19 protein-coding genes and 1 pseudogene are annotated in these 20,889 nt (G+C 61.9%); 10 read left to right on the plus strand and 10 right to left on the minus strand.

What is annotated here, in order from left to right:
* Positions 1–6: 6 nt before the first annotated feature.
* Positions 7–1,248, minus strand: a complete 1,242-nt coding sequence (locus HU806_RS13720) for an OprD family porin (RefSeq protein ID WP_186611893.1) — start codon at positions 1,246–1,248, stop codon at positions 7–9.
* 419 nt (positions 1,249–1,667) lie between these two features.
* On the opposite strand from HU806_RS13720, the gene HU806_RS13725 reads away from it, so the two are divergent.
* The 7 genes from HU806_RS13725 (at position 1,668) to HU806_RS13755 (ending at position 8,778) form a co-directional block, all read left to right on the plus strand.
* Positions 1,668–2,471: a putative hydro-lyase gene (locus HU806_RS13725; protein ID WP_186611894.1), complete on the plus strand. Its 804-nt coding sequence runs from the start codon at positions 1,668–1,670 to the stop codon at positions 2,469–2,471.
* 38 nt (positions 2,472–2,509) lie between these two features.
* Positions 2,510–3,067 (plus strand): hypothetical protein, encoded by a 558-nt coding sequence (locus tag HU806_RS13730; protein WP_186611895.1) that lies wholly within the window; start codon positions 2,510–2,512, stop codon positions 3,065–3,067.
* Positions 3,068–3,098: 31 nt separating this feature from the next.
* Positions 3,099–4,019 carry a LysR substrate-binding domain-containing protein gene (locus HU806_RS13735; protein ID WP_186611896.1) on the plus strand — a complete coding sequence of 307 codons (921 nt, stop codon included), beginning with the start codon at positions 3,099–3,101 and terminating at the stop codon, positions 4,017–4,019.
* Between the two features lie 106 nt (positions 4,020–4,125).
* Positions 4,126–5,505, plus strand: coding sequence for a UDP-glucose dehydrogenase family protein (locus HU806_RS13740; RefSeq protein ID WP_186611897.1), 1,380 nt, complete (start codon positions 4,126–4,128; stop codon positions 5,503–5,505).
* A gap of 174 nt (positions 5,506–5,679) precedes the next feature.
* Positions 5,680–6,387: an HPP family protein gene (locus tag HU806_RS13745; protein ID WP_186611898.1), complete on the plus strand. Its 708-nt coding sequence runs from the start codon at positions 5,680–5,682 to the stop codon at positions 6,385–6,387.
* Between the two features lie 129 nt (positions 6,388–6,516).
* Entirely contained in the window at positions 6,517–7,623 is a 1,107-nt protein-coding gene (locus HU806_RS13750; protein ID WP_186611899.1) for an enoyl-CoA hydratase/isomerase family protein, read from the plus strand.
* A 3-nt stretch (positions 7,624–7,626) separates the two neighbouring features.
* A complete protein-coding gene (locus HU806_RS13755) occupies positions 7,627–8,778 on the plus strand; it encodes an acyl-CoA dehydrogenase family protein (protein ID WP_186611900.1) in 1,152 nt (383 codons plus the stop codon).
* Between the two features lie 196 nt (positions 8,779–8,974).
* Here HU806_RS13755 and HU806_RS13760 read toward each other — a convergent pair whose 3' ends face one another.
* The 7 genes from HU806_RS13760 to pssA all read right to left on the minus strand — a co-directional run bounded on the left by HU806_RS13760 (position 8,975) and on the right by pssA (position 17,062).
* Positions 8,975–9,748, minus strand: a complete 774-nt coding sequence (locus HU806_RS13760) for an enoyl-CoA hydratase (RefSeq protein ID WP_186611901.1) — start codon at positions 9,746–9,748, stop codon at positions 8,975–8,977.
* A gap of 13 nt (positions 9,749–9,761) precedes the next feature.
* The gene (locus HU806_RS13765) at positions 9,762–10,889 is read right to left on the minus strand and encodes an acyl-CoA dehydrogenase (protein ID WP_186611902.1); all 1,128 of its coding nucleotides are present in this window, start codon (positions 10,887–10,889) and stop codon (positions 9,762–9,764) included.
* A gap of 9 nt (positions 10,890–10,898) precedes the next feature.
* Positions 10,899–12,092 (minus strand): acetyl-CoA C-acyltransferase, encoded by a 1,194-nt coding sequence (locus HU806_RS13770; RefSeq protein WP_186611903.1) that lies wholly within the window; start codon positions 12,090–12,092, stop codon positions 10,899–10,901.
* A gap of 4 nt (positions 12,093–12,096) precedes the next feature.
* Positions 12,097–12,858, minus strand: a complete 762-nt coding sequence (locus HU806_RS13775; protein WP_186612005.1) for an SDR family NAD(P)-dependent oxidoreductase — start codon at positions 12,856–12,858, stop codon at positions 12,097–12,099.
* A 16-nt stretch (positions 12,859–12,874) separates the two neighbouring features.
* Complete coding sequence (locus HU806_RS13780; RefSeq protein WP_186611904.1) at positions 12,875–14,527, minus strand: AMP-binding protein; 1,653 nt, start codon at positions 14,525–14,527, stop codon at positions 12,875–12,877.
* A gap of 163 nt (positions 14,528–14,690) precedes the next feature.
* Positions 14,691–15,707 carry an AraC family transcriptional regulator gene (locus tag HU806_RS13785; protein WP_186611905.1) on the minus strand — a complete coding sequence of 339 codons (1,017 nt, stop codon included), beginning with the start codon at positions 15,705–15,707 and terminating at the stop codon, positions 14,691–14,693.
* Positions 15,708–15,718: 11 nt separating this feature from the next.
* A complete protein-coding gene (gene pssA / locus HU806_RS13790) occupies positions 15,719–17,062 on the minus strand; it encodes a CDP-diacylglycerol--serine O-phosphatidyltransferase (RefSeq protein WP_186611906.1) in 1,344 nt (447 codons plus the stop codon).
* 125 nt (positions 17,063–17,187) lie between these two features.
* On the opposite strand from pssA, the gene HU806_RS13795 reads away from it, so the two are divergent.
* Positions 17,188–17,754, plus strand: coding sequence for a TetR/AcrR family transcriptional regulator (locus HU806_RS13795; protein WP_186611907.1), 567 nt, complete (start codon positions 17,188–17,190; stop codon positions 17,752–17,754).
* A gap of 96 nt (positions 17,755–17,850) precedes the next feature.
* Positions 17,851–18,330, plus strand: a complete 480-nt coding sequence (locus HU806_RS13800; protein ID WP_186611908.1) for a nuclear transport factor 2 family protein — start codon at positions 17,851–17,853, stop codon at positions 18,328–18,330.
* A 52-nt stretch (positions 18,331–18,382) separates the two neighbouring features.
* On the opposite strand, the gene HU806_RS13805 is transcribed toward HU806_RS13800, so the two are convergent.
* A complete protein-coding gene (locus HU806_RS13805) occupies positions 18,383–19,453 on the minus strand; it encodes a M28 family peptidase (RefSeq protein WP_186611909.1) in 1,071 nt (356 codons plus the stop codon).
* Positions 19,454–19,697: 244 nt separating this feature from the next.
* Here HU806_RS13805 and HU806_RS13810 point away from each other — a divergent pair, with 244 nt between their 5' ends.
* A complete protein-coding gene (locus HU806_RS13810) occupies positions 19,698–20,099 on the plus strand; it encodes a hypothetical protein (protein WP_186611910.1) in 402 nt (133 codons plus the stop codon).
* 596 nt (positions 20,100–20,695) lie between these two features.
* Here the strand turns inward: HU806_RS13810 and HU806_RS26720 are convergent.
* A pseudogene (locus HU806_RS26720) lies at positions 20,696–20,809 on the minus strand (nucleoid-structuring protein H-NS); the annotation flags it as partial.
* Between the last annotated feature and the right edge of the window lie 80 nt (positions 20,810–20,889).

Below are 20,889 nucleotides of genomic sequence, written 5' to 3' on the forward strand. Positions count from 1 at the left end.
GGGGCGTCACCACAGCGCCATCGTGTAACTGACAATCAGCCGGTTCTCATCCAGGTCATTGCCGAAGTTCGAGCGCACCGTTGCATTGCGCCATTTCAAACCCAGCCCTTTCAACGTGCCGTCCTGGATGACATAGGCGATGTCGGTGTTGCGTTCCCATTCCTTGCCCTCGCCGGCGGCGCTGCGCTGGACGTTGTCTCCGCTGATGTAGCGGGTCATGAAGGTCAGCCCTGGCACGCCGAGGGCGGCGAAGTTGTAGTCGTACCGGGCCTGCCAGGAGCGCTCCTCGACATTGGCGAAGTCGCCAATTTGCACGAAGTTGACCAGGTAGGGATCGCTACGCGAGATATACGGGAACGGATCGTCGCCGCTCATGCGTTGATAGCCCAGGCCCAGGGCGTGGCTGCCAAGGCTGTAGGTAAACAGCGCACCGAATGCCTGGTTATCGATGGAGCGGAAGCTGCCGTCCTCGGTGCTGCGCGAATAGCGCACGTCACTTTTCAACGACTGCCCGGCGCCCAGATCCAGGGTATGGACGAAGCCCAGGTAGTTCTGCTGATAGACGTCCGCAAGCTTGCCATACCGGTATTGAGCGGTGAAATTCGGCAGGAATTGATAGTCGGCTCCGGCGAACTGGAACCGGTCGCTGGTGCCGCCAATGCGGTTGGCGGTCATGTCTTGGTAGTCGGTGGAGTCGACAAAATTGATCTGGGTGAGCTGCCCGGCGGTGAGTTTCAAGCGGTCGATTTTCTGGACGCTCAGCAGCCCACCCTTGAAGGTTCCCGGCAACAGGCGCGTGTCGTTGGAGTTCACGACCGGGTCCTTGATCTGCAGCGTTCCCGCTTTCAGGGTGCTGTTGGACAGGCGCATCTTGGCGGTCAGGCCGACTTCGCCGTAGCGGTCCTGGGAGCCGCCGGACAAGTCGGCCGGCAATAAATTGGTGCCCGCCGTACCGCCGCCGGAATCCAGTTTGAAACCTGCCATGCCCAAGGCGTCCAGGCCAAAACCCAAGGTGCCGGCGGTGTACCCCGACTCGATGCGCAACAAGAAGCCTTGCGCCCACTCTTCGGCCTTGTCCCGCGCGCCCTCTTGCCGGAAATCACGGTTGAAGTAGAAGTTGCGGGCCTCCAGGCTGGCTTTGCTGTCGCCCAAGAAGTCGGCGTGGGCGCTCGACGCGCTCATCAGACCCAGGCCTAGCAAGGTGCCCACGGGTTTACGGCTCCAGTGATTAGCGATGAAACGGTGCATGGCGTGCTCCTTTTTGTGGGCGCGAGTGGTCCCGTCGAGGACGGCTGGCGCGCCTCGTTTATTGTTTGGGGCAGTGTCTTGAACGTCGCCCATGGAGGCAGCGTGACGTTCTCGCAAGAGAGACGATGAAACCGTGGCGAGGAAGCTTGCTCCCTCGCCACGGGATATCAATCGCTCAAACGAACAACATCGACGTCGGGGCGGATTCTTCCCACCGGCGCGGGACAGCGTCAAACGGGAAAAAAGCCGGCTCGGGCATAAGAAAATCTGATGCATGGCGGGTTGCAGTTGATCTGACTTCGCTCCTTCGGGCATCGGATAACTTTTTATTGTCGGGGGGTACCAGTTTTCCTTGTTGGACGCCGTCGTCCGGGCCTTCTACAAAGGAGCTCTAACAAAAAACTCATGGAGATATCGTGATGCCGTCGTCAGCCCTGACATTCGAACAATTGCAACAGTGTTCGCCCCAGGCCCTGCGCCAGAACATCGCGGCCGGTCGATACCAAGGCCATACCAGCGGCCTGGGCCAGGGTCGGGTGCAAGCCAACATCGTGATCCTGCCAGGTGACTGGGCCAACGAATTCCTGCGGTTCTGCACTCTCAATCGCCAGGCGTGCCCGGTGCTCGACATCAGCGAACCCGGCGACCCGTTCCTGCGCAACCTCGGCGTTGCCATCGATATCCGCCACGAGGTGCCCCGCTACCGGGTCTTCCGCCACGGCGAGTTGAGCGAAGAACCGCTGGACATCGAACACCTCTGGCAGGATGACCTGGTGGCCTTCGCCCTCGGCTGCTCGTTCTCCTTCGAGCAACCGCTGCTTGAGGCCGGCATCCGTTTGAGGCACATCGATCTGGGGCGCAATGTCGCCATGTTCCGCACCAGCATCGACACACGCCCGACCGCGCGGCTGTCTGGCAAAATGGTCGTGAGCATGCGGCCAATGAAAGCCGCCGCGGCGATCGAGGCGATCCAGATCACCGGGCGCATGCCCAACGTCCACGGCGCTCCGATACACATTGGCGACCCTGCGCTGATCGGCATCCACTCGCTGGACGCGCCGGACTACGGTGATGCAGTGCCGGTCGAAGCGGATGAAATACCGGTATTCTGGGCTTGCGGCGTAACGCCCCAATCGGTGGTCCAGGCGTCTCGTCCGCCGTTGTGCATCACCCACGCGCCGGGTTGCATGCTGGTGACGGACCTGTGGAACAGTGAGTTGTAAAATCCAACGAGGCAGTTTTTCAACCTGAAGGACACGCGATGAGCACCGCTCAGTTATCGATCCAACACTACATCAGCGCCAAGGACGGCAATCGTCCCCATCTGCTGGGCCAGGCCTTTACGTCGGCGGCTATCCTGGACATGGTCGTGCGCACCGGTTCCATCGCGTTTCCCGACCATGTCGAAGGCCGCGCCGCGATTGGCGACGTATTGGTCAGCCGTTTTGGCCAGGTCTTCGAAAACGTCTACACATTCTGCCTGGCGCCCCCACCGCTGGCAGACGCCGACACGTTCCAGTGCAAATGGCTGGTGGCGATGTCAGACAAGAACAGCGGTGAAGCGCGAGTCGGTTGTGGCCTGTACGACTGGTCGTTCGATCCGCAATCGAGGCTGGCCGAACGACTGACCATCACCATCGAACACATGAAGACTCTGCCCGCGACCGATTTGCCGAGGATCATGGCCTGGGCTTCGCGGCTGGATTATCCATGGTGCCGCCCGGAAGCGGCGGTCGATAACGCGCCGGATCCAGCCGCGCTTGAAGAGGTGTTTGAGTACGTGATCAATCCCCTCGCCCCCGCTCGGGGCCCGGCTTGAATCTCCACGACCGCTGCGAGGTAGCGCCCCAGTGAATATCAAGTTTCTCGAAACCTTCGTCTGGGTCGCCCGTCTCAAGAGCTTTCGCCTGACGGCGGAAAAATTGTTCACCACCCAGGCGTCCATCTCCAGCCGGATCGCGGCCCTGGAAGATGAAATGGGCGTGCGCCTGTTCGTGCGCGATTCCAAAGGTGTCTCGCTGACCTCCGAAGGCCAGCGCGTGCTGGAATACGCCGAGCGCATCATGGACACCATGCAGAGCATGAAAGCCGTGATCAAGGATCCGCGGCAAGTGCGCGGGCGGATCCGCATCGGCGCCATGGACACGGTGATCCACACATGGCTCAGTCCCTTGGTGACGCGGCTGATGGAGCGCTACCCGGCGCTTGAAATCGAACTGACCGCCGACACCGCGAGCAACCTCTGCTCGCAGCTGGAAAAAGGCTACCAGGACGTCATTTTCCAGACCGACATCCTGCGCCTGGACAGCGTGCGCAACACCCTCCTGACGCGCTACCCCATGCATTGGGTGGCGCGTACCGGCTCCGTGTATGACCGGCGCTACGCTTCGCTGGAGGATCTGTCCCAGGAACGCGTCGTGACGTTTTCGCGCAACTCACGACCGCACCAGGACCTTCTCAACATGCTGCACTCAGCCAACGTCGTCTCGCCGCGCATCAACTGCGTGAACTCGGCTTCGGCCATCACCCGCCTGGTGCGGGATGGCTTTGGTATCGGCGCCATGCCAGCAGCGTTGGTGGTGGGCGAACTGAGCCAAGGCACCTTGACCTTGGTAGACGGTGTGCCGCTGCCGTCGGTGATGGACATCGTTGCCAGCTGGCGCACTGGCGCCGGCATGGAACGGGTCGAAGACATTGTCAGCCTGACGCGGGAGGTGGTCGACGAATTCGTCGCGCAACTGCCGGCGCAATACCGTCTGCACGAAGGTTAGCCCCCGGACCTGTCAGTGAACTGCAACATCCCCGCCCTATCCTCAAATGGGCGCACTGCGGCGAGCCGCGGGTTGCGCTCGCTCGGGATGGTCCAGGGAGTCCGCCATGAAAATCAGTGTGTTCGGCAGTGGTTACGTTGGATTGGTGCAAGCCGTCGTGTTGGCCGAAGTGGGCCATGACGTGGTGTGCATGGACATCGATGCGCAGAAGATCGAAACCCTGCGCCAGGGCCAGGTCAGTATTTTCGAGCCGGGGCTGGCGGCGCTGATGCGCGAGGGGCTTGAAGCCGGGCGCTTGCATTTCACCTGTGACGAACAGATCGCCGTGGAGCATGGCCAGGTGCTGTTCATCGCCGTCGGCACCCCCTCACGCGACGACGGCTCGGCGGATCTGCGCCAAGTCCTGGCCGTCGGCGAAGCGGTCGCCCGTTATCGCGTACGCCCCGTCGTGGTGGTGGAGAAATCCACCGTGCCGGTGGGCACCGGTGATGTCCTGAGGGCCCACATCGACAAATGCCTGCTCAAGGCCGGGCGTTTGCTGCAGTTCGATATTGTCTCCAACCCCGAGTTTCTCAAGGAAGGCTCGGCCGTCGCCGATTGCCGCCGCCCTGATCGCATCGTCATCGGTTGCGAGCGCGAAGACGTACGCGAAACCATGCGCGAGCTGTACGCGCCGTTCAACCGCAATCACGACCGCATCCTGTTCATGGACGTACGCAGCGCCGAGCTGACCAAATATGCGGCCAACGGCATGCTGGCGACCAAGATCAGCTTCATCAACCAGATCGCCGAACTGGCCGAGCACCTGGGCGCAGACATCGAGTCTGTGCGCCAGGGCGTCGGCGCCGACTCACGCATCGGCTACCACTTCATTTACCCAGGGTGCGGGTACGGCGGGTCCTGCTTTCCCAAGGACATGCGCGCCCTGATCCACACCGCCGAGCAAGCGCATTGCTCAAGCGACCTGCTGCAAGCGGTGGAAACCGTCAACCTGCGCCAGAAACACAAGCTGTTCGAACGCATCAACGCGTTCTATAGCGGCGATCTGCGGGGCAAGACCTTTGCGCTGTGGGGCCTGGCCTTCAAACCCAACACCGATGACATGCGCGACGCCCCCAGCCGCACGCTCCTGGAGTCGTTGTGGGCCGCCGGGGCCAGCGTCCGCGCTTTTGATCCGGAAGCCATGCAACAGACCCAACGGCTTTATCCCCATGAATCGAAGCTGATGCTCATGGGCACGCCGGAATCGGTCTTGGCAGGGGCCGACGCACTGATCATCTGCACCGAATGGCAGCCGTTCAAGGCGCCGGATTTTGAACTGATCCAGCAACGACTCAAGGCGTCGGTGATTTTCGATGGCCGAAACCTCTACGATCCGGATCGCATGGCCGACAAAGGCTTTACCTATTTCCCGATGGGCCGGGGACAATCGCGGGACTTGCCCATCGCCCAGCAGGCATGGTTTGAAGCGTCCAAGCGCGCATGAGCCTACTTGCCTCAAAATAAGTGCACTCAAGCAGCATTAATATGAATTTGTAAGCGAAGGTGGCGAGCGGCACACTGTGCACTGTTCCTCCCCCCAACTGTTGGAACACTTAAAGGGCTTTCAGGGATTCTCCCGTAAGCCCCTTTTTTTGTTCGTTTTTTGGATCGTCGCTTAATGTTTTCTCGCTGGTTCCCCGCTGCTATCAATACCCGTCCCACCGAATGGAGCCGCGCCGCCATCGGCATGGCCTTGGGAACAATGTTCAGTGTCTGGCTCTGTGGCCAAGTGTTCGGCCTGGAAGTGGCGCAACACCTGATCGGCCCACTCGGGGCCTCAGCGGTGCTGCTGTTTGCGGTCTCGTCAGGTGCCCTCGCCCAGCCTTGGTCGATTTTCGGCGGTTATCTGTGCGCCTCCGTCCTGGCGTTGCTGGTGGCCCATGTGCTCGGCCGCACGCTGGGCAGCGCTTGCCTGGCCGCTGGCATGGCGTTGGTGTTGATGTGCTGGCTGCGTTGCCTGCACCCACCGGCGGGCGCGCTGGCGGCGACATTGGTGTTGGCGGATCCGTCCATCGTTGCGCTGGACTGGCAGGCGCTCGGTGCTGCGATGCTGGCTGGCTGCGGCCTGCTCGCGTTCGCATTGGCCTATAACAACCTCACCCGCGTGCGCTACCCCAAGCGTGCCAGCGAGCCGGTAGCGGTCATCCCGGCCGACCACCCGCCCATCGATCGCCAGGCCATTACCGCCGAAGACTTGAAACTGGCACTTGAGGAAATGGAAGCGTTTTTCGACGTAACCCCCGAAGATCTCGAACAATTAATCCATACCAGCGAGCGGTACGCCAAGCGCCGCAGCATCACGGAGGTGCTGTCGGGTCGCGGTTGACCTCATGCCTGCTATAAATATGCAGAAAGGACCTGCATGTATCCCGGTTGTGCGATGCAAATTTGCGCTGTTACGATCCTGATACACGCGACGAAATTTACAAAGAACAATAAAAGCAGGGAGTTAGCGATGACAGTTCAGGTTTCATCCCAAGCCACTGGCGGTACCGAAACCGCGCCTTACGAAGTGCTGGTCGAGGTCCGTAATCACGTCGGCCACTTGACCCTGAACCGCCCCGCTGGCCTCAATGCGCTCACCCTGGGCATGGTGCGCAGCTTGCAGCAGCAACTCGATACCTGGGCCAGCGATGCGCAGATCCGCGCCGTGGTGCTGCGCGGCGCCGGCGACAAGGCCTTTTGCGCTGGCGGCGATATCCGCTCGCTGTACGACAGCCACAAGCAGGGCGACACCCTGCACGAAGATTTCTTCGTCGAGGAATACGCCCTCGACCTGACGATTCACCACTACCGCAAGCCGATCCTCGCGCTGATGGACGGTTTTGTGCTGGGCGGCGGCATGGGACTGGTGCAAGGCGCCGACTTGCGGGTGGTGACCGAACGCAGCCGGCTGGGCATGCCCGAGGTCGGCATCGGTTACTTCCCGGACGTGGGCGGCAGCTATTTCCTGCCGCGCATCCCCGGTGAGCTGGGCATCTACCTGGGCGTCACCGGCGTGCAGATTCGCGCCGCCGACGCGTTGTACTGTGGGCTGGCCGACTGGTATCTCGACAGCCGCAAGCTCGCACAGCTCGACGAGCGTCTCGATCGCCTGGAATGGCACGACGCACCGCTCAAGGATTTACAAAGCCTGCTCGCCAAGATGGCGGTGCAGCAGCTCCCTGCCCCGCCCCTGGCCGACTTGAGGCCGGTCATCGATCATTTCTTCGCGCTGCCCGATGTGCCCAGCATGGTCGAGCAGTTGCGCCAGGTCACGGTCGCCAACAGCCATGAATGGTCGCTGAAGACCGCCGAACTGCTGGAAACCCGTTCTCCCTTGGCCATGGCAGTGACGCTGGAGATGTTGCGTCGGGGCCGTCGCCTGAGCCTGGAAGACTGTTTTGCCCTGGAACTGCACCTGGACCGCCAATGGTTCGAGCGCGGTGACCTGATCGAAGGCGTGCGCGCCTTGCTGATCGATAAAGACAAGAATCCGCGCTGGAATCCGCCGACCCTGGAGGCGCTGGACGCCGATCATGTGGCGAGCTTCTTCGACGGCTTCGACTACCACGGGAATTGAATCATGCATGACCTTGAGCTGACCGAAGAACAAGTGATGATCCGCGACATGGCTCGTGATTTTGCCCGTGGCGAAATCGCGCCGCACGCCCAGGCCTGGGAAAAAGCCGGCTGGATCGACGATGGGCTGGTGGCGAAGATGGGTGAACTGGGCCTGCTGGGCATGGTGGTGCCCGAAGAATGGGGCGGTACCTATGTCGATTACGTGGCCTACGCCTTGGCCGTGGAAGAAATCTCCGCGGGCGACGGTGCGACTGGCGCACTGATGAGCATCCATAATTCGGTGGGCTGCGGTCCGGTCCTGAATTTCGGCACCGACGAACAGAAAAAGACCTGGTTGGCTGACCTTGCCAGCGGCCAGGCGATTGGCTGTTTCTGCCTGACCGAACCCCAGGCCGGCTCCGAGGCGCACAATCTGCGCACGCGGGCCGAATTGCGCGACGGCCAATGGGTCATCAATGGTGCCAAGCAGTTCGTCAGCAACGGCAAGCGAGCGAAACTGGCGATTGTCTTTGCCGTGACGGACCCGGATCTAGGCAAGAAAGGCATCTCAGCGTTCCTGGTGCCGACCGACACCCCTGGGTTCATCGTTGATCGCACCGAACACAAGATGGGCATTCGCGCGTCGGACACCTGCGCGGTCACCTTGAGTGACTGCAGCGTACCCGAGGCCAATCTATTGGGCGCGCGGGGCAAGGGCCTGGCCATCGCCCTCTCCAATCTCGAAGGTGGTCGCATCGGTATCGCCGCCCAAGCCCTGGGCATCGCCCGAGCTGCCTTCGAAGCGGCCCTGGCCTATTCGCGCGACCGGGTGCAGTTCGACAAGCCGATCATCGAGCACCAGAGCATCGCCAACCTGCTTGCCGACATGCACACCCGCCTGAACGCCGCCCGACTGCTGATTCTGCACGCCGCACGACTGCGCAGCGCCGGCAAACCCTGCCTGTCGGAAGCCTCCCAGGCCAAGCTGTTCGCCTCGGAGATGGCCGAAAAGGTCTGCTCCTCGGCGATACAAATCCACGGTGGGTATGGCTACCTCGAGGATTATCCGGTGGAGCGCTACTACCGCGATGCGCGGATTACCCAGATCTACGAGGGTTCGAGCGAGATCCAGCGGATGGTCATCGCCCGAGAGTTGAAGCACTACTTGGTGTAAAGCTTCGCGAGTTCAATCGCACAGGCAATCAAATCCCGTGGCGAGGGAGCTTGCTCCCGCTTCACTGCGCAGCAGTCGCAAATCGTTCAATGCGGTTCACCTGAAGAACCGCAGGGGCCTGCTGCGCAGGCCAGCGGGAGCAAGCTCCCTCGCCACGGGGGGCGCTCAACCCCGCCCCACTGTGGACTTTCCCCTATTACTTGTCCTGGAACTCTGCCGTACGCTTGGCCACGAACGCGGCCATGCCTTCCTTCTGGTCCTGCGTGGCAAATGCGGCGTGGAATACCCGGCGTTCAAAACGCACGCCTTCCGACAGACTGACTTCAAAGGCGCGGTTGACACTTTCCTTGATCATCATGCTGATGGGCACGGATTTGGACGCAATCAATGCCGCGGTTTTCAATGCATCGTCGAGCAGCTCATCAGCCGCAACGATGCGCGCGACGATGCCGCAGCGCTCCGCTTCGAGCGCATCGATAAAGCGCCCGGTCAGGCACATTTCCATGGCCTTGGCCTTGCCCACTGCACGGGTCAGGCGCTGAGTGCCGCCCATGCCCGGCAACACGCCGAGGTTGATTTCCGGCTGGCCAAACTTGGCGTTATCGCCAGCCAGGATGAAATCGCACATCAACGCCAGCTCGCAGCCGCCACCCAGGGCAAAGCCATTCACGGCGGCAATGATCGGCTTGCGGCGGTTGGCGACGCGGTCGCTGTCGCTGAACAGGTCGTCCAGATAGATCTGCGGATAGGTCAGCTCGGCCATCTCCTTGATGTCGGCACCGGCGGCGAAAGCTTTTTTCGAGCCGGTCAGGACGATGCAACCGATCTTCGGATCGGCCTCCAGACTGTCCAACGCCTGGTTCAGCTCGCTGACGATCTGCGCATTCAGGGCGTTCAATGCCTGGGGACGGTTGAGGGTGATCAGGCCGACGCGGTCCTTGATCTCCAATAGAATCGTTTCGTAATTCATGCGTGGCTCCTGTTCAAAGATTGCGCGAAATGACCATGCGCTGGATGTCGCTGGTGCCTTCATAGATCTGGCAGACCCGCACGTCGCGGTAGATGCGCTCGAGCGGGAAGTCGTTGAGGTAACCGTAACCGCCCAGGGTCTGCAACGCCATGGAGCAGACCTTCTCGGCCATTTCCGAAGCGAAGAGCTTGGCCATGGACGCCTCCACCAGCGCCGGCTGGCCGTCGTCGCGCAGCGCGGCGGCATAGTGGACCATCTGCCGCGCCACGGCGATCTGGGTCGCCATGTCGGCCAGGCGGAACGCCACGGCCTGGTGCTCGATGATCGGTTTGCCGAAGCTTTGCCGTTCGTGCGCATAGTCGCGAGCGGCTTCGAACGCTGCCCGGGCCATGCCCACCGACTGCGCGGCGATGCCGACCCGCCCGCCTTCCAGGTTCGCCAGGGCGATCTTGTAGCCCTCACCCTCCTCCCCGAGCCGATCGCCCACTGGCACCTTCACGTCCTCGAACAGGATCTGGCAGGTGTCGGAGGCGTGCTGGCCGAGTTTGTCCTCGACCCGCGCCACGCTGTAGCCCGGTGAATTGGTGGGCACGATGAAGGCGCTGATGCCGCGCTTGCCGGCGCTCGGGTCGGTCACCGCAAATACAATCACCACCCCGGCGTTCTGCCCGGAGGTGATGAATTGTTTGCAACCGTTGAGCACGTAATGGTCCCCCTCCAACCGCGCCCGAGTCTTCAGGCTGCTGGCATCCGAGCCAGCCTGGGGCTCGGTCAGGGCGAAGGCGCCGAGCATCGCGCCGCTGGCCAGGGGCGTGAGGAATCTTTGCTTTTGCTCATCGGTGCCGAACTTGAGAATCGGCACGCAACCCACCGAGTTATGCACGCTCATGATGGTCGAGCAGGCACCGTCGCCGGCGGCGATTTCTTCCAGGGTCATCGCATAGGCCAGGTAACCGGTGTCACAGCCGCCCCACTGTTCCGGCACCAACATGCCGAAAAAGCCCAGCTCGGCCATTTCAGCAATGGCTTCCCGGGGGAAACGGTGTTCGCGGTCCCATTCGGCCGAGAACGGTTTCAGCCGCTCCTGGGCGAACTGCCGAGCCATGTCGCGGATTTGGATTTGTTCTTCAGTCGCAAGCATGGTGGTTCCTTAGTACAGGCATTCGACGGCCATGGCCGTGGCTTCGCCGCCGCCGATGCAGATGGCCGCGACGCCGCGCTTGAGACCTTTCTGGCGCAGGGCCGACAACAGGGTCACGAGGATTCGCGCGCCGGACGCGCCGATCGGGTGGCCCAACGCGCAGGCGCCGCCGTGGATGTTGACCTTGTCATGGGGGATTTCCAGCTTGTCCATGGTCACCAGCCCCACCACGGCGAAGGCTTCGTTGACCTCGAACAGGTCGACCTCGCCCAGCGACCAGCCAGTCTTGCCCATCAATTTCTTCACCGCACCAATCGGCGCGGTCGGAAACAAGCCTGGGGCATCGGCAAACGCCGCATGCCCATGAATGACCGCCAGCGGCGTCAAGCCGCGCTGTTGCGCCTGGCTCTGGCGCATCAGCACCAGCGCGGCGGCGCCGTCGGAAATCGAGCTGGCGTTGGCTGCCGTCACGCTGCCGCCTTCGCGAAAGGCCGGCTTGAGCGTGGCGATCTTGTCGATCCGCGCCTTGGGCGGCTGCTCGTCGTGGCGCACGGTGACCTGCTCCTTGCCGACCATGACTTGCACCGGGACGATTTCGGCGTCGAAGCTGCCGTCCTTGATCGCCTGCTGGGCGCGGGTGGTGGACGCGATGGCAAAGGCATCCTGGGCTTCGCGGCTGTAGCCATTGGTTTCGGCGCAGTCTTCGGCGAAGGTGCCCATCAGACGGCCCTTGTCATAGGCGTCTTCGAGGCCGTCGAGGAACATGTGGTCGAGCACCTTGCCGTGGCCCATGCGCAGGCCGCTGCGGGCGCGGTCCAGCAGGTACGGGGCGTTGGACATGCTCTCCATGCCGCCGGCGACCACGACGTCGGCGCTGCCGGCGACGAGCATGTCATGGGCGAGAATCGCCGCTTCCATGCCCGAACCGCACATCTTGTTGAGCGTGGTGCAACGGGTCGATTTGTCGAGCCCGGCACCCAGTGCCGCCTGGCGTGCCGGTGCCTGGCCCTGCCCCGCGGCGAGAACGCAACCGAACAGCACTTCTTCAACCGCCTCCGGCGAAATGCCGGCTCGCTCCACGGCGGCCTTGATCGCGGCGGAACCGAGTTGCGGTGCGGTGAGGCTTTTCAGTTCGCCCTGGAAGCCGCCCATTGGGGTGCGGACGGCGCTGACGATGACAATCGGATCGTTTGACATGAGCATTCTCCTACTTGGCTGCCATGCGCAAGGCACCGTCGAGACGGATCACCTCGCCGTTGAGCATGCTGTTTTCAATGATATGCCGGACCAGCGCCGCGTACTCGGCGGGTTTGCCCAGGCGCGGCGGAAACGGCACTCCGGCGGCCAGGGATTCGCGCACCTCCGGAGTCATGCCGGCCATCATCGGGGTCTCGAAAATGCCGGGTGCAATAGTCATCACGCGGATGCCGAAGCGTGCCAGTTCACGAGCGGCGGGCAAGGTCAGGCTGGCAATCGCGCCCTTGGATGCCGCGTAGGCGGCCTGGCCAATCTGACCGTCGAAAGCCGCCACCGACGCGGTATTGATGATCACCCCGCGCTCGCCGTCGGCGTTGGCCTCGGTTTCGGCGATGGCTGCGGCCGCCAGGCGCAGCAGGTTGAAGCTGCCAATCAGGTTGACGTTGATCACCTGGCTGAAGCTGGCCAGGGCATGCGGGCCGTTCTTGCCGAGGATCTTCTCGCCGCGCACGATACCGGCGCAGTTCACCAGGCCATTCAGTCCACCGTACGCATCGACCGTGGCCTTGACCGCCGCTTCGGCCGCGGCTTCGTTGCTAATGTCCGCGACCACGCTGCGGCAACCGAGCTTTTGCGCCTGGGCGGCCACGGCGTCGGCGTTGAGGTCTACCAGCATGACCTTGGCGCCGGCGTTGACGAGCATTTCACCGGTGGCCGCGCCGAGGCCGGATGCACCGCCGCTAACGAGGAAAATCTTCTTGTCGATCTGCATCATGGTTTCCTTGGATTCAAGCTGAAACGTTCTTTTGAGCCTTGGCGATCTCTTGGTTGCGCAAGATAAAGCGCTGCAATTTGCCGCTGGGGGTCTTCGGCAAATCGCTGACAAATTCGATTTCACGGGGATAGGCATGGGCCGCCAGGCGCTTGCGCACATGCTGGCGCAACTCCTCGGCCAGCTCCGGCGCGGCGCGGTATTGGGCGCTGAGCACCACGAAAACTTTCACCAGTTCGGTGCGTTCAGGGTCCGGCTTGCCAATCACCGCGGCCTCTACAACGGCCGGATGCTCGATCAGCGCGCTTTCGACGTCGAACGGACCGACGCGGTAACCGGAGGTGGTAATCACGTCGTCGCTGCGCCCCACGAAGCTGATGCTGCCGTTGGGGTTGAGCTCGACTGTGTCGCCACTCAGGTAGTAATTGCCGACGAAGGCTTTGGTCGGTCCGCCTTCATACCCGGCGAACCAGCACATGGGCGACTGGCTACGGTCGACCGCGAGAATGCCTGGCTGGGCAACACCCAGTTCCCGGTGGTTTTCGTCCAGCACCACGATCCGATGGCCTGGCGAGGCAAAACCGGCAGCACCAAGGTGCACCGGATGCTCCAGACCATGGTGATTGCACAGGACCATGCCCAATTCGGTCTGGCCGTAATGATCGTGAATGACCACGTTCAGGTTGTCGGCGAACCAGCGGATCACTTCCGGGTTCAGCGGCTCGCCAGCGCTGCTGACGATGCGCAGCTTGCCCTTGATCGACCGGGCAAACTGTTCGCCGCCAGCGATCAGCAGGCGATAAGCGGTAGGCGAGCCGGCCAGATTGGTGATGCCGTACTTGTTGATGATTCGGCAGGTGCTTTCCAGGGTGAACGGACCGTCGTAGAACGTAATCGGATGTCCCATCGCCAGTGGCCCGGTTACGCCGAAATAAATGCCATAGGCCCAGCCCGGGTCGGCGACGTTCCAGAACGCGTCTTCGGGCCGCAGGTCCACGGCGTCACGCATGTAGTTCTGAAACGCGACGATGGCCTTGAGCGGCACCGACAGCGCCTTGGCCGGCCCCGTGGTGCCGGAGGTGAACATCAGCAGGAACGGATCCTCGCCGGTCAGCATCAGCGGTTCGCACTGGTTTGAGTGGTTGGCCAGTTCGGCCCAGAAACTGAAGTCGCCGCGAACAATGCCCTGGCCCTTGTCGCCGCCGACCGTGACGATGGTCGGGCAGTCGGCAACCTCACTGAGCTTGGGCCGGTTGCTGGCGTCGGTCACCACCACCCGCGCGCCCGAGCTGGTCAGTCGGTGCTCGATGGCCTTGGGGCCGAAGGCGGTGAACAGAGGCTGGTACACCGCGCCGATACGCCAGGTGGCGAGCACCACGATCAACAGTTCCGCATTGCGCGGCAACAGGCCGGCGACCTTGTCGCCCTTGCCCACACCTTGGGCTCGCAGGAAGTTGGCGAAACGCGCAGCGTTGTCCTGCAGGTCGCGGTAAGTCCAGGTCGCGTCGCTGCCGTCACGGCCCTCCCAGAACAAGGCGATGCGCCCCGGCAACGCGTGGCGATCGCAACATTCGACGCAGGCATTGAGCGCTTCGAGCGAGCCATGCAAGGCGGCATTGACGGTGTGCAGGTAATCGAACTGCGACGTGGCGGACGAGTAATCGCGCATGACCAGAATCCCTCTGTACTTTTTATTGGTTGGGGGAACCTTATTGGTTGGGGGAACCGTAATAGCAGGGAAATACTCGCGCCGAAGGGCCTGGGCGGCAATGGTCAAAGCCATCAAATTGCTTGACTGGTTTGGCCATGGTGTCGGGCGGCACTGGACCGGGTCAGCTGAGGTCGTTGAGAATCAACGTGCGATAGTGCCCTGGATTGGACCCGGACCATTTGCGAAACGCCTTGTAGAACGAACTGGCATCGGCAAACCCCAGGCGCGAGGCGATTTCGACGAAGCTGATAGCAGGCTCGGCCAGCCAGGCGATTGCCAACTCCTTGCGTACGCTGTCCTTGATGCCTTGGTACGTTTGCCCCTCCTCCGCCAGGCGTCGGCGCAGGGTCGAGGCGGAAACGCACAACTGCTGGGCCAAAGCCTCGGTTTCCGGCCACTGTTCGGCGGGCAACTGACGCAGGTCATGGCGGATGCGGCTGGAGAGGCTTTGCGGGTCGCGGTACTTGACCAGAATGTTCGCCGGGGCTCGAGCCAGGAAGCGCTTGAGTTCCTCGGGGCTGCGTCGAATGGGCAGGTCCAGGCAGTCGGCGGCGAATATCATCCGGGTACGGGGCCGGTCGAAGCGCAGGTTCTGGGAGAACATGACGCGGTAGTCGTCGCAGAAATCCGGGGCCGGGCAGCGCAACTCGACGGACAGGATCGGAATGCGTCGCCCGGCCAGCCAACAGGCCACGCCATGGACGATCATCCAATAGGTGAAATAGGTAAACGCCCGGCGCGGGTCCTGCTCGTCTTCCAGCAGGACGATTTCCGCCAGGCTTTGCTGGCGGACCCACTGGGCCGGCAGGTGTTCGAGCATCAGCGACAGGAAACCCAGCCCCGCGGTCAGCCCGGCCGCCAGCGTTGGCTGGGCCATGGCGCACTGGCACAGGAAGGCCAGGCTGCCGGACTTGAGCTTGCGCGGGTCCATGCCGAAGAATTCGTCGTCCAGACGCCTGGCCAGCAAACGCCAGAGCTGCGCATAGGCGTGGGCCGGGACTCGCGCCTGGGCATCGTCGAGCAATGCCGGATCAATGCCTACCTTGCGCAGCACCTCATCGGTCGCCGCGCCGGGCGCACAGCTTTGCAGCAGCGCCTCGCGCACCAAGTGGATGGAAATGGTGTCTTTTTCCAACATGGCGCGGGCGTTCACAGGATCCGGTAAAGCAGACGCTCTATTCGCACCCGGCTGACGCGCTTGAGGAACTTGCCCACCGCCGCCGGATAGTCCGGCAGGGTTTCCAGGTCCAGGTAGCTTTCGATCCGGCGGGTGTGCCGATAGATCTGCTCCAGCTCAGTCTGTCGCGGTCCAAGCAATTCGCCCTTGGGGTCATCAAGCAACAGGGCGTTTTCCAGGTCCAGGCGAAAGGCCCGCGGGTTGAGGTTGTTGCCGGTGAGCAAGGTGTAGCGCTCGTCGACCCACATGCCCTTGAGGTGATAGGTATTGTCGCCGTCACGCCACAGATGCAGGTTCAACTGGCCGCTGTCGATGTAGCGTTGGTGGCGCTTGGCGAAGCGGCGCAGGCTGATTTCGTACAAATAGGGCAACGCCGCGATGATCTTGAACGGCTCGCTGGGCGGGATATAGAAATCGTTGGCGGTCTTGTCGCCGACGATGATATCGATCCGCACTCCGCGAGCCAGCGCACGATTGATTTCCCGAGTCACGGCCAACGGCAGATTGAAGTATGGCGTGCAGATCGTCAGTTGCTGACGGCTGCTGTCGATCAGCTCGCCAATCACCCGACTCAACGGGTTGTTCTTGCCGACGCCCAGCAGCGGGCTGACCGACAGGCCATTCTTATCGACGCTGCCAGCCGTGGTGTCGTACGTCGCGTATTTGAGGCGACTGCGCAGGTCGCCGATGTCGTTGCGCAAGCTACGGGTGCTGGGCAGGTTCGGCAGGTCGAGGCGATGCACGGCCTTGGAGGTGACCAGACCGTGTTGCACCAGGTGATGCATCGAATCGGCCAGCGCAGTGTTGTGCAGCAGGTGGTAGCGGTCGTAGCGGTATTTGTCGAATTTGTGCAGGTAGACGTTGTTCAGGCTCGCGCCGCTATAGAGCACGCAATCGTCGATCACAAAGCCTTTCAAGTGCAACACGCCAAACAATTCGCGGGTCTGCACCGGTACGCCGTAGATCGGCACTTCACTGGCGTGGCTGCGGGTCTGTTGCTGATACCACGCCGAATTGCCCGGCTGCTTCTTGGCGCCGATCAGGCCGCGCTGGGCACGCAGCCAGTCCACCACCACGACCACCTCCAGCTCGGGGCGCGCAGCTTTGGCGGCATGCAAGGCATCGAGAATTTCCTGGCCGGCCTCATCCTGTTGCAGATACAGCGCCACGATGTAGATGCGCTGGGTGGCCTGGGCGATTTTTTCCAGCAGGCAACGGCGGAATTCGGCGGCACCATCAAGGATGGTCACGGCATCGGCGGTGAGTGCAAAGCTGCGCAACTTGGGCAGCAGGGAACGTTTGAAAAGCGACGGCATAGGGCTCGCAAAAGGTCGAATCCGAAGAGCCGATGAGCTTACACCATGACGCGAGGGTTTTGGGCCTTCCCGTGCCCACGAAAAATTATTTGACCAAGAAGAACGATCGTTCTACTGTTTGCCGCATGAACGAAACCACTGGCTATGAAACACGAGACATCATCCTCGACGTCGCCGAAAAGCTGATCTACAGAAGTGGCATCGCGGCCACCGGCATGGATCTGCTGGTGAAAACCGCCGGCGTCTCAAGGAAAAGCATCTACCGCTATTTCGCCAACAAGGAGGATCTGGTGGTCGCGGCCCTCAAGCGCCGTGATGAACGCTGGATGCATTGGTTCAGCAGCGAGGTGGACAAGGCGCCGACACCGGCTGCACGGTTGCTCAATCTGTTTGCGGTGCTCAAGGGTTGGTTCGCCAGTGAAGGCTTTCGCGGCTGCGCATTCATCAACACCAGCGGCGAAACCGGCGATCCGCAGGACCCGGTCCGCCAGGTGGCGAAGATGCACAAGCAGAAGCTGCTCGACTACGTCACCCGCCTGTGCGTTGACCACGGCGTCGAACAGCCGCAGGTACTGGCCCGACAGGTGCTGATCCTGATCGACGGCGCCATCACCCTAGCCTTGGTCATGGGCGATCACGACGCCGCCGATCAAGCGCAGGACGTCCTGGAAACCTTGCTGGCTGGACAATAAGCGACACGCGTAACCGCAGGATCGTTCGTAGGACCGCCGTAAAAACACGCTGTAAAAACAGTAGTGCAGCTCCTCATTCCTTATTGGAGATAAGCCATGTCATCCTCTGCTGAAGTTCGCCCGCCCCTGCCGCCTTTCACCCGCGAAACGGCTACTCAAAAAGTCCGCCTGGCCGAGGACGGCTGGAACTCTCGCGATCCGCAAAAGGTTTCGCTGGCCTACACCCTCGACACGCAATGGCGTAACCGCGCCGAGTTCGCTCACAACCGGGAAGAAGCCAAGGCCTTCCTGACCCGCAAATGGGCCAAGGAGCTGGATTACCGACTCATCAAGGAACTCTGGGCGTTCACCGATAACCGCATCGCCGTACGTTATGCCTATGAATGGCACGACGATTCGGGCAACTGGTTCCGCTCCTATGGCAATGAAAACTGGGAGTTCGACGAGAACGGCTTGATGGCCAACCGCTTCGCCTGCATCAACGACTTGCCGATCAAGGAAAGCGAGCGCAAGTTCCGCTGGCCGCTGGGACGTCGCCCGGACGATCATCCAGGGCTGTCCGATCTGGGGTTATAAGGGCCCGGAGCGTGGGAGCAAGCCTAGCTCCCACGCTCCGCTCGGTGGCGTGTCAGCCATCTGCGCGATCGAGCAGAAACTCCACCAACGTCGCCGCGCAAGCCTCGATACTGCCGTCCACGATCAGTTCATAACCGTGGGTGTTCTCGGTCGGAATCGCAATACAACCGCCTTGGGCTGAAATCCCGCTGCTCATGATTGCACTGGCGTCGCTGGCAAAATCCACCAGCAGCGCGAGCTGCGGCGTCAGTCCGCAGCGTTTGCCGGCCTGGTACAACTGGTCGACGACATCGCGGCTGTAACAGCCATTCTGGTCGCCTGTATTGATGATCGGATCGACGCTCAGGCGAGTCGCGTATTCCGCGACCACCGGCCCAACCTCAACCGCCACGGTGACATCCCCAGGCAGATGGCTGGCAGCGTAGAGCGCACCGGCATTGGACTCTTCTTCCTGCGTCGTGAAGACGAAATACACGTCGCTCGCCAGCTCTTGACGGCGCGTGGCTAATAACGTGGCAGCCTGGATGGAAGCAACCATGGGCGCGCGGTCATCGAGGAAATGCGCGGCCAGGGCGTCGCCGACCCGGAAAGGCCGGCGCCAATGCTGGCTTAACACCACCCGCGTCCCGGGACGCACCCCGTGCGCTTGCAGTTGCTCACTTGAACAACGGGTGATGACATGAACGTCGCCCCAATTGACGTTGCCCGACAGCACATCCGCGCCCTGGTGGGTTTCGCCCGTGCTGTGCATCGACCCGAACGACAGCACGCCGGGGATGAAATCCCGGTCGCCAAGAATATCCACCGGGCATACCCCGAAATTGATCGGGTTGGCACCGCCCAGCGCCACCACCCGCAAGGTGCCGTCGGGCTCGATGCGTTTGACCAGCATGGCTATCTCATCCAGATGCGCCATGATTCTGATCGGCGAATTCGATTCGGTGCTCGAACGGGCGCCCTTGATCAGGCCGATGACATTGCCGGCCGGATCGACCCAGGTCTCGTCACAGTGCGGCTTGAGCTCGCGCAGGCAGATATCGCGCACTTCCTGCTCTTGCCCGCCAGGGCCGCGGGCCATCAGCAGTTCTTCCAGCAGCGCTAAGGTGGTCGGATTGGGTTGCATCGGATGAGGTCTCCTTTTTCCGGGCGGCCACCTGACGAAGCGGGCCGCGGCGTGTCTGTCTTCTTGAACCCGCCTGGCCGTGAAAAATTTGATCGGATCGTGACGAAACTGACGAGCGGGCCCTGCCGAGGTGCGGACAAGTGGCCTCGCGGGAGGGTTGACCGGCGCATCGCCAAGCATCACATTGCGTGGAACGCCCCTAAATCGAAGGCGATTCTGTTGTGTTGCAGACCTTGTGGAGCCCATGACCGCGTCGATGCCAATCCGTCCCCCTTGCCCGCCTGGCGTCTGTGATTGTGGGCGTGATGCCTTGCTGCAAACGCCGGGCAGCGATTTGCGCATCCTTTGCCTGAATCGTCAGGAGGAGAAGCGTCTGCTTGAGCGGTTGGAGAATATCGAGAGCCTGGATGAGCTGGAGCGGTTGCAGCAGCGGCTGTTTGAGAATCTGGGGGTGCGCTTGACCATTGAGCCTGGTTTTAACGAGGTGCGGACCATGCGCGGTATTGCGATCGAGTTTGATGAGCAGCCTGGGTTGTGCCGCAAGATTCGCCAGTCGATTCCGGCGGCGATTCGGCGGGGGTTGGAGAAGCGGCCTGAGATTGCCTGGCGGTTGTTGGATTCGCGTGATTTGTTTGGTGGTGGTTGAGGTTGGGCTTTTTTTTGCGTGAATATCCATTTTTTCGGTAACGGCTGCTAATGGTTTCGCTTTTACAGCGAGTCACTTTTGAGAAGCGCAAAAGTAACCCAAACGCTTTTGCCCCACCACTTGGTGCCTCGCCTAGGCTCGGCATCCATGCCGAGGTACCCACTCCACACACCTTCGTTCAGCCAGCGTGGTTAACGGGGCGCCCAAGATCAACGTCCACCGCGAGGCGGCCTTAGAGCCGACCTGGTTTGGGTGGGACTGCGTTTTTCCTGTGCGAGCCTGCTTGCTGCGTCACTCAAGAAAAACGATACCCCGTGGCGAGGGAGCTTGCTCCCGCTCGGCTGCGCAGCAGCCGTAAAATGCAACCCTGCGATTATCCAGATACACCTTGCTGAATGGTTTTGGGTCTGCTACGCAGCCCAGCGGGAGCAAGCTCCCTCGCCACAGGTTTATCGTTTGCTCTCGAAAGCGGCGTTTGCTTGTGCCAGTGAAGATCAGGGCACTTTCGTCGCCATGCCTGCTCACCCACCGTTATTGCGAGCAAACCCGTACTCATAGAAGAAACGCGATCCCAACCAAAACCAGGTCGGCCCTAAGGCCGCCTCGCGGCGGACGTTGATCTCGGGCGCCCCATTAACCACGCTGGCTGAACGAAGGTATTGCGCAGTGGGCATCCCGGCATGGATGCCGGGATAGCCGCGCTGGGCCATGGATGGCCCTTCGCGGCGGCCCACGGAGCAATGCCTTCGTTCAGGCATGCCGAGCCCAAGCGAGGCACCAAGTGGTGGGG

The organism is Pseudomonas sp. SWRI154 (assembly GCF_014268645.1).
In the GTDB taxonomy this organism is placed as follows: Bacteria; Pseudomonadota; Gammaproteobacteria; order Pseudomonadales; family Pseudomonadaceae; genus Aquipseudomonas; species Aquipseudomonas marvdashtae.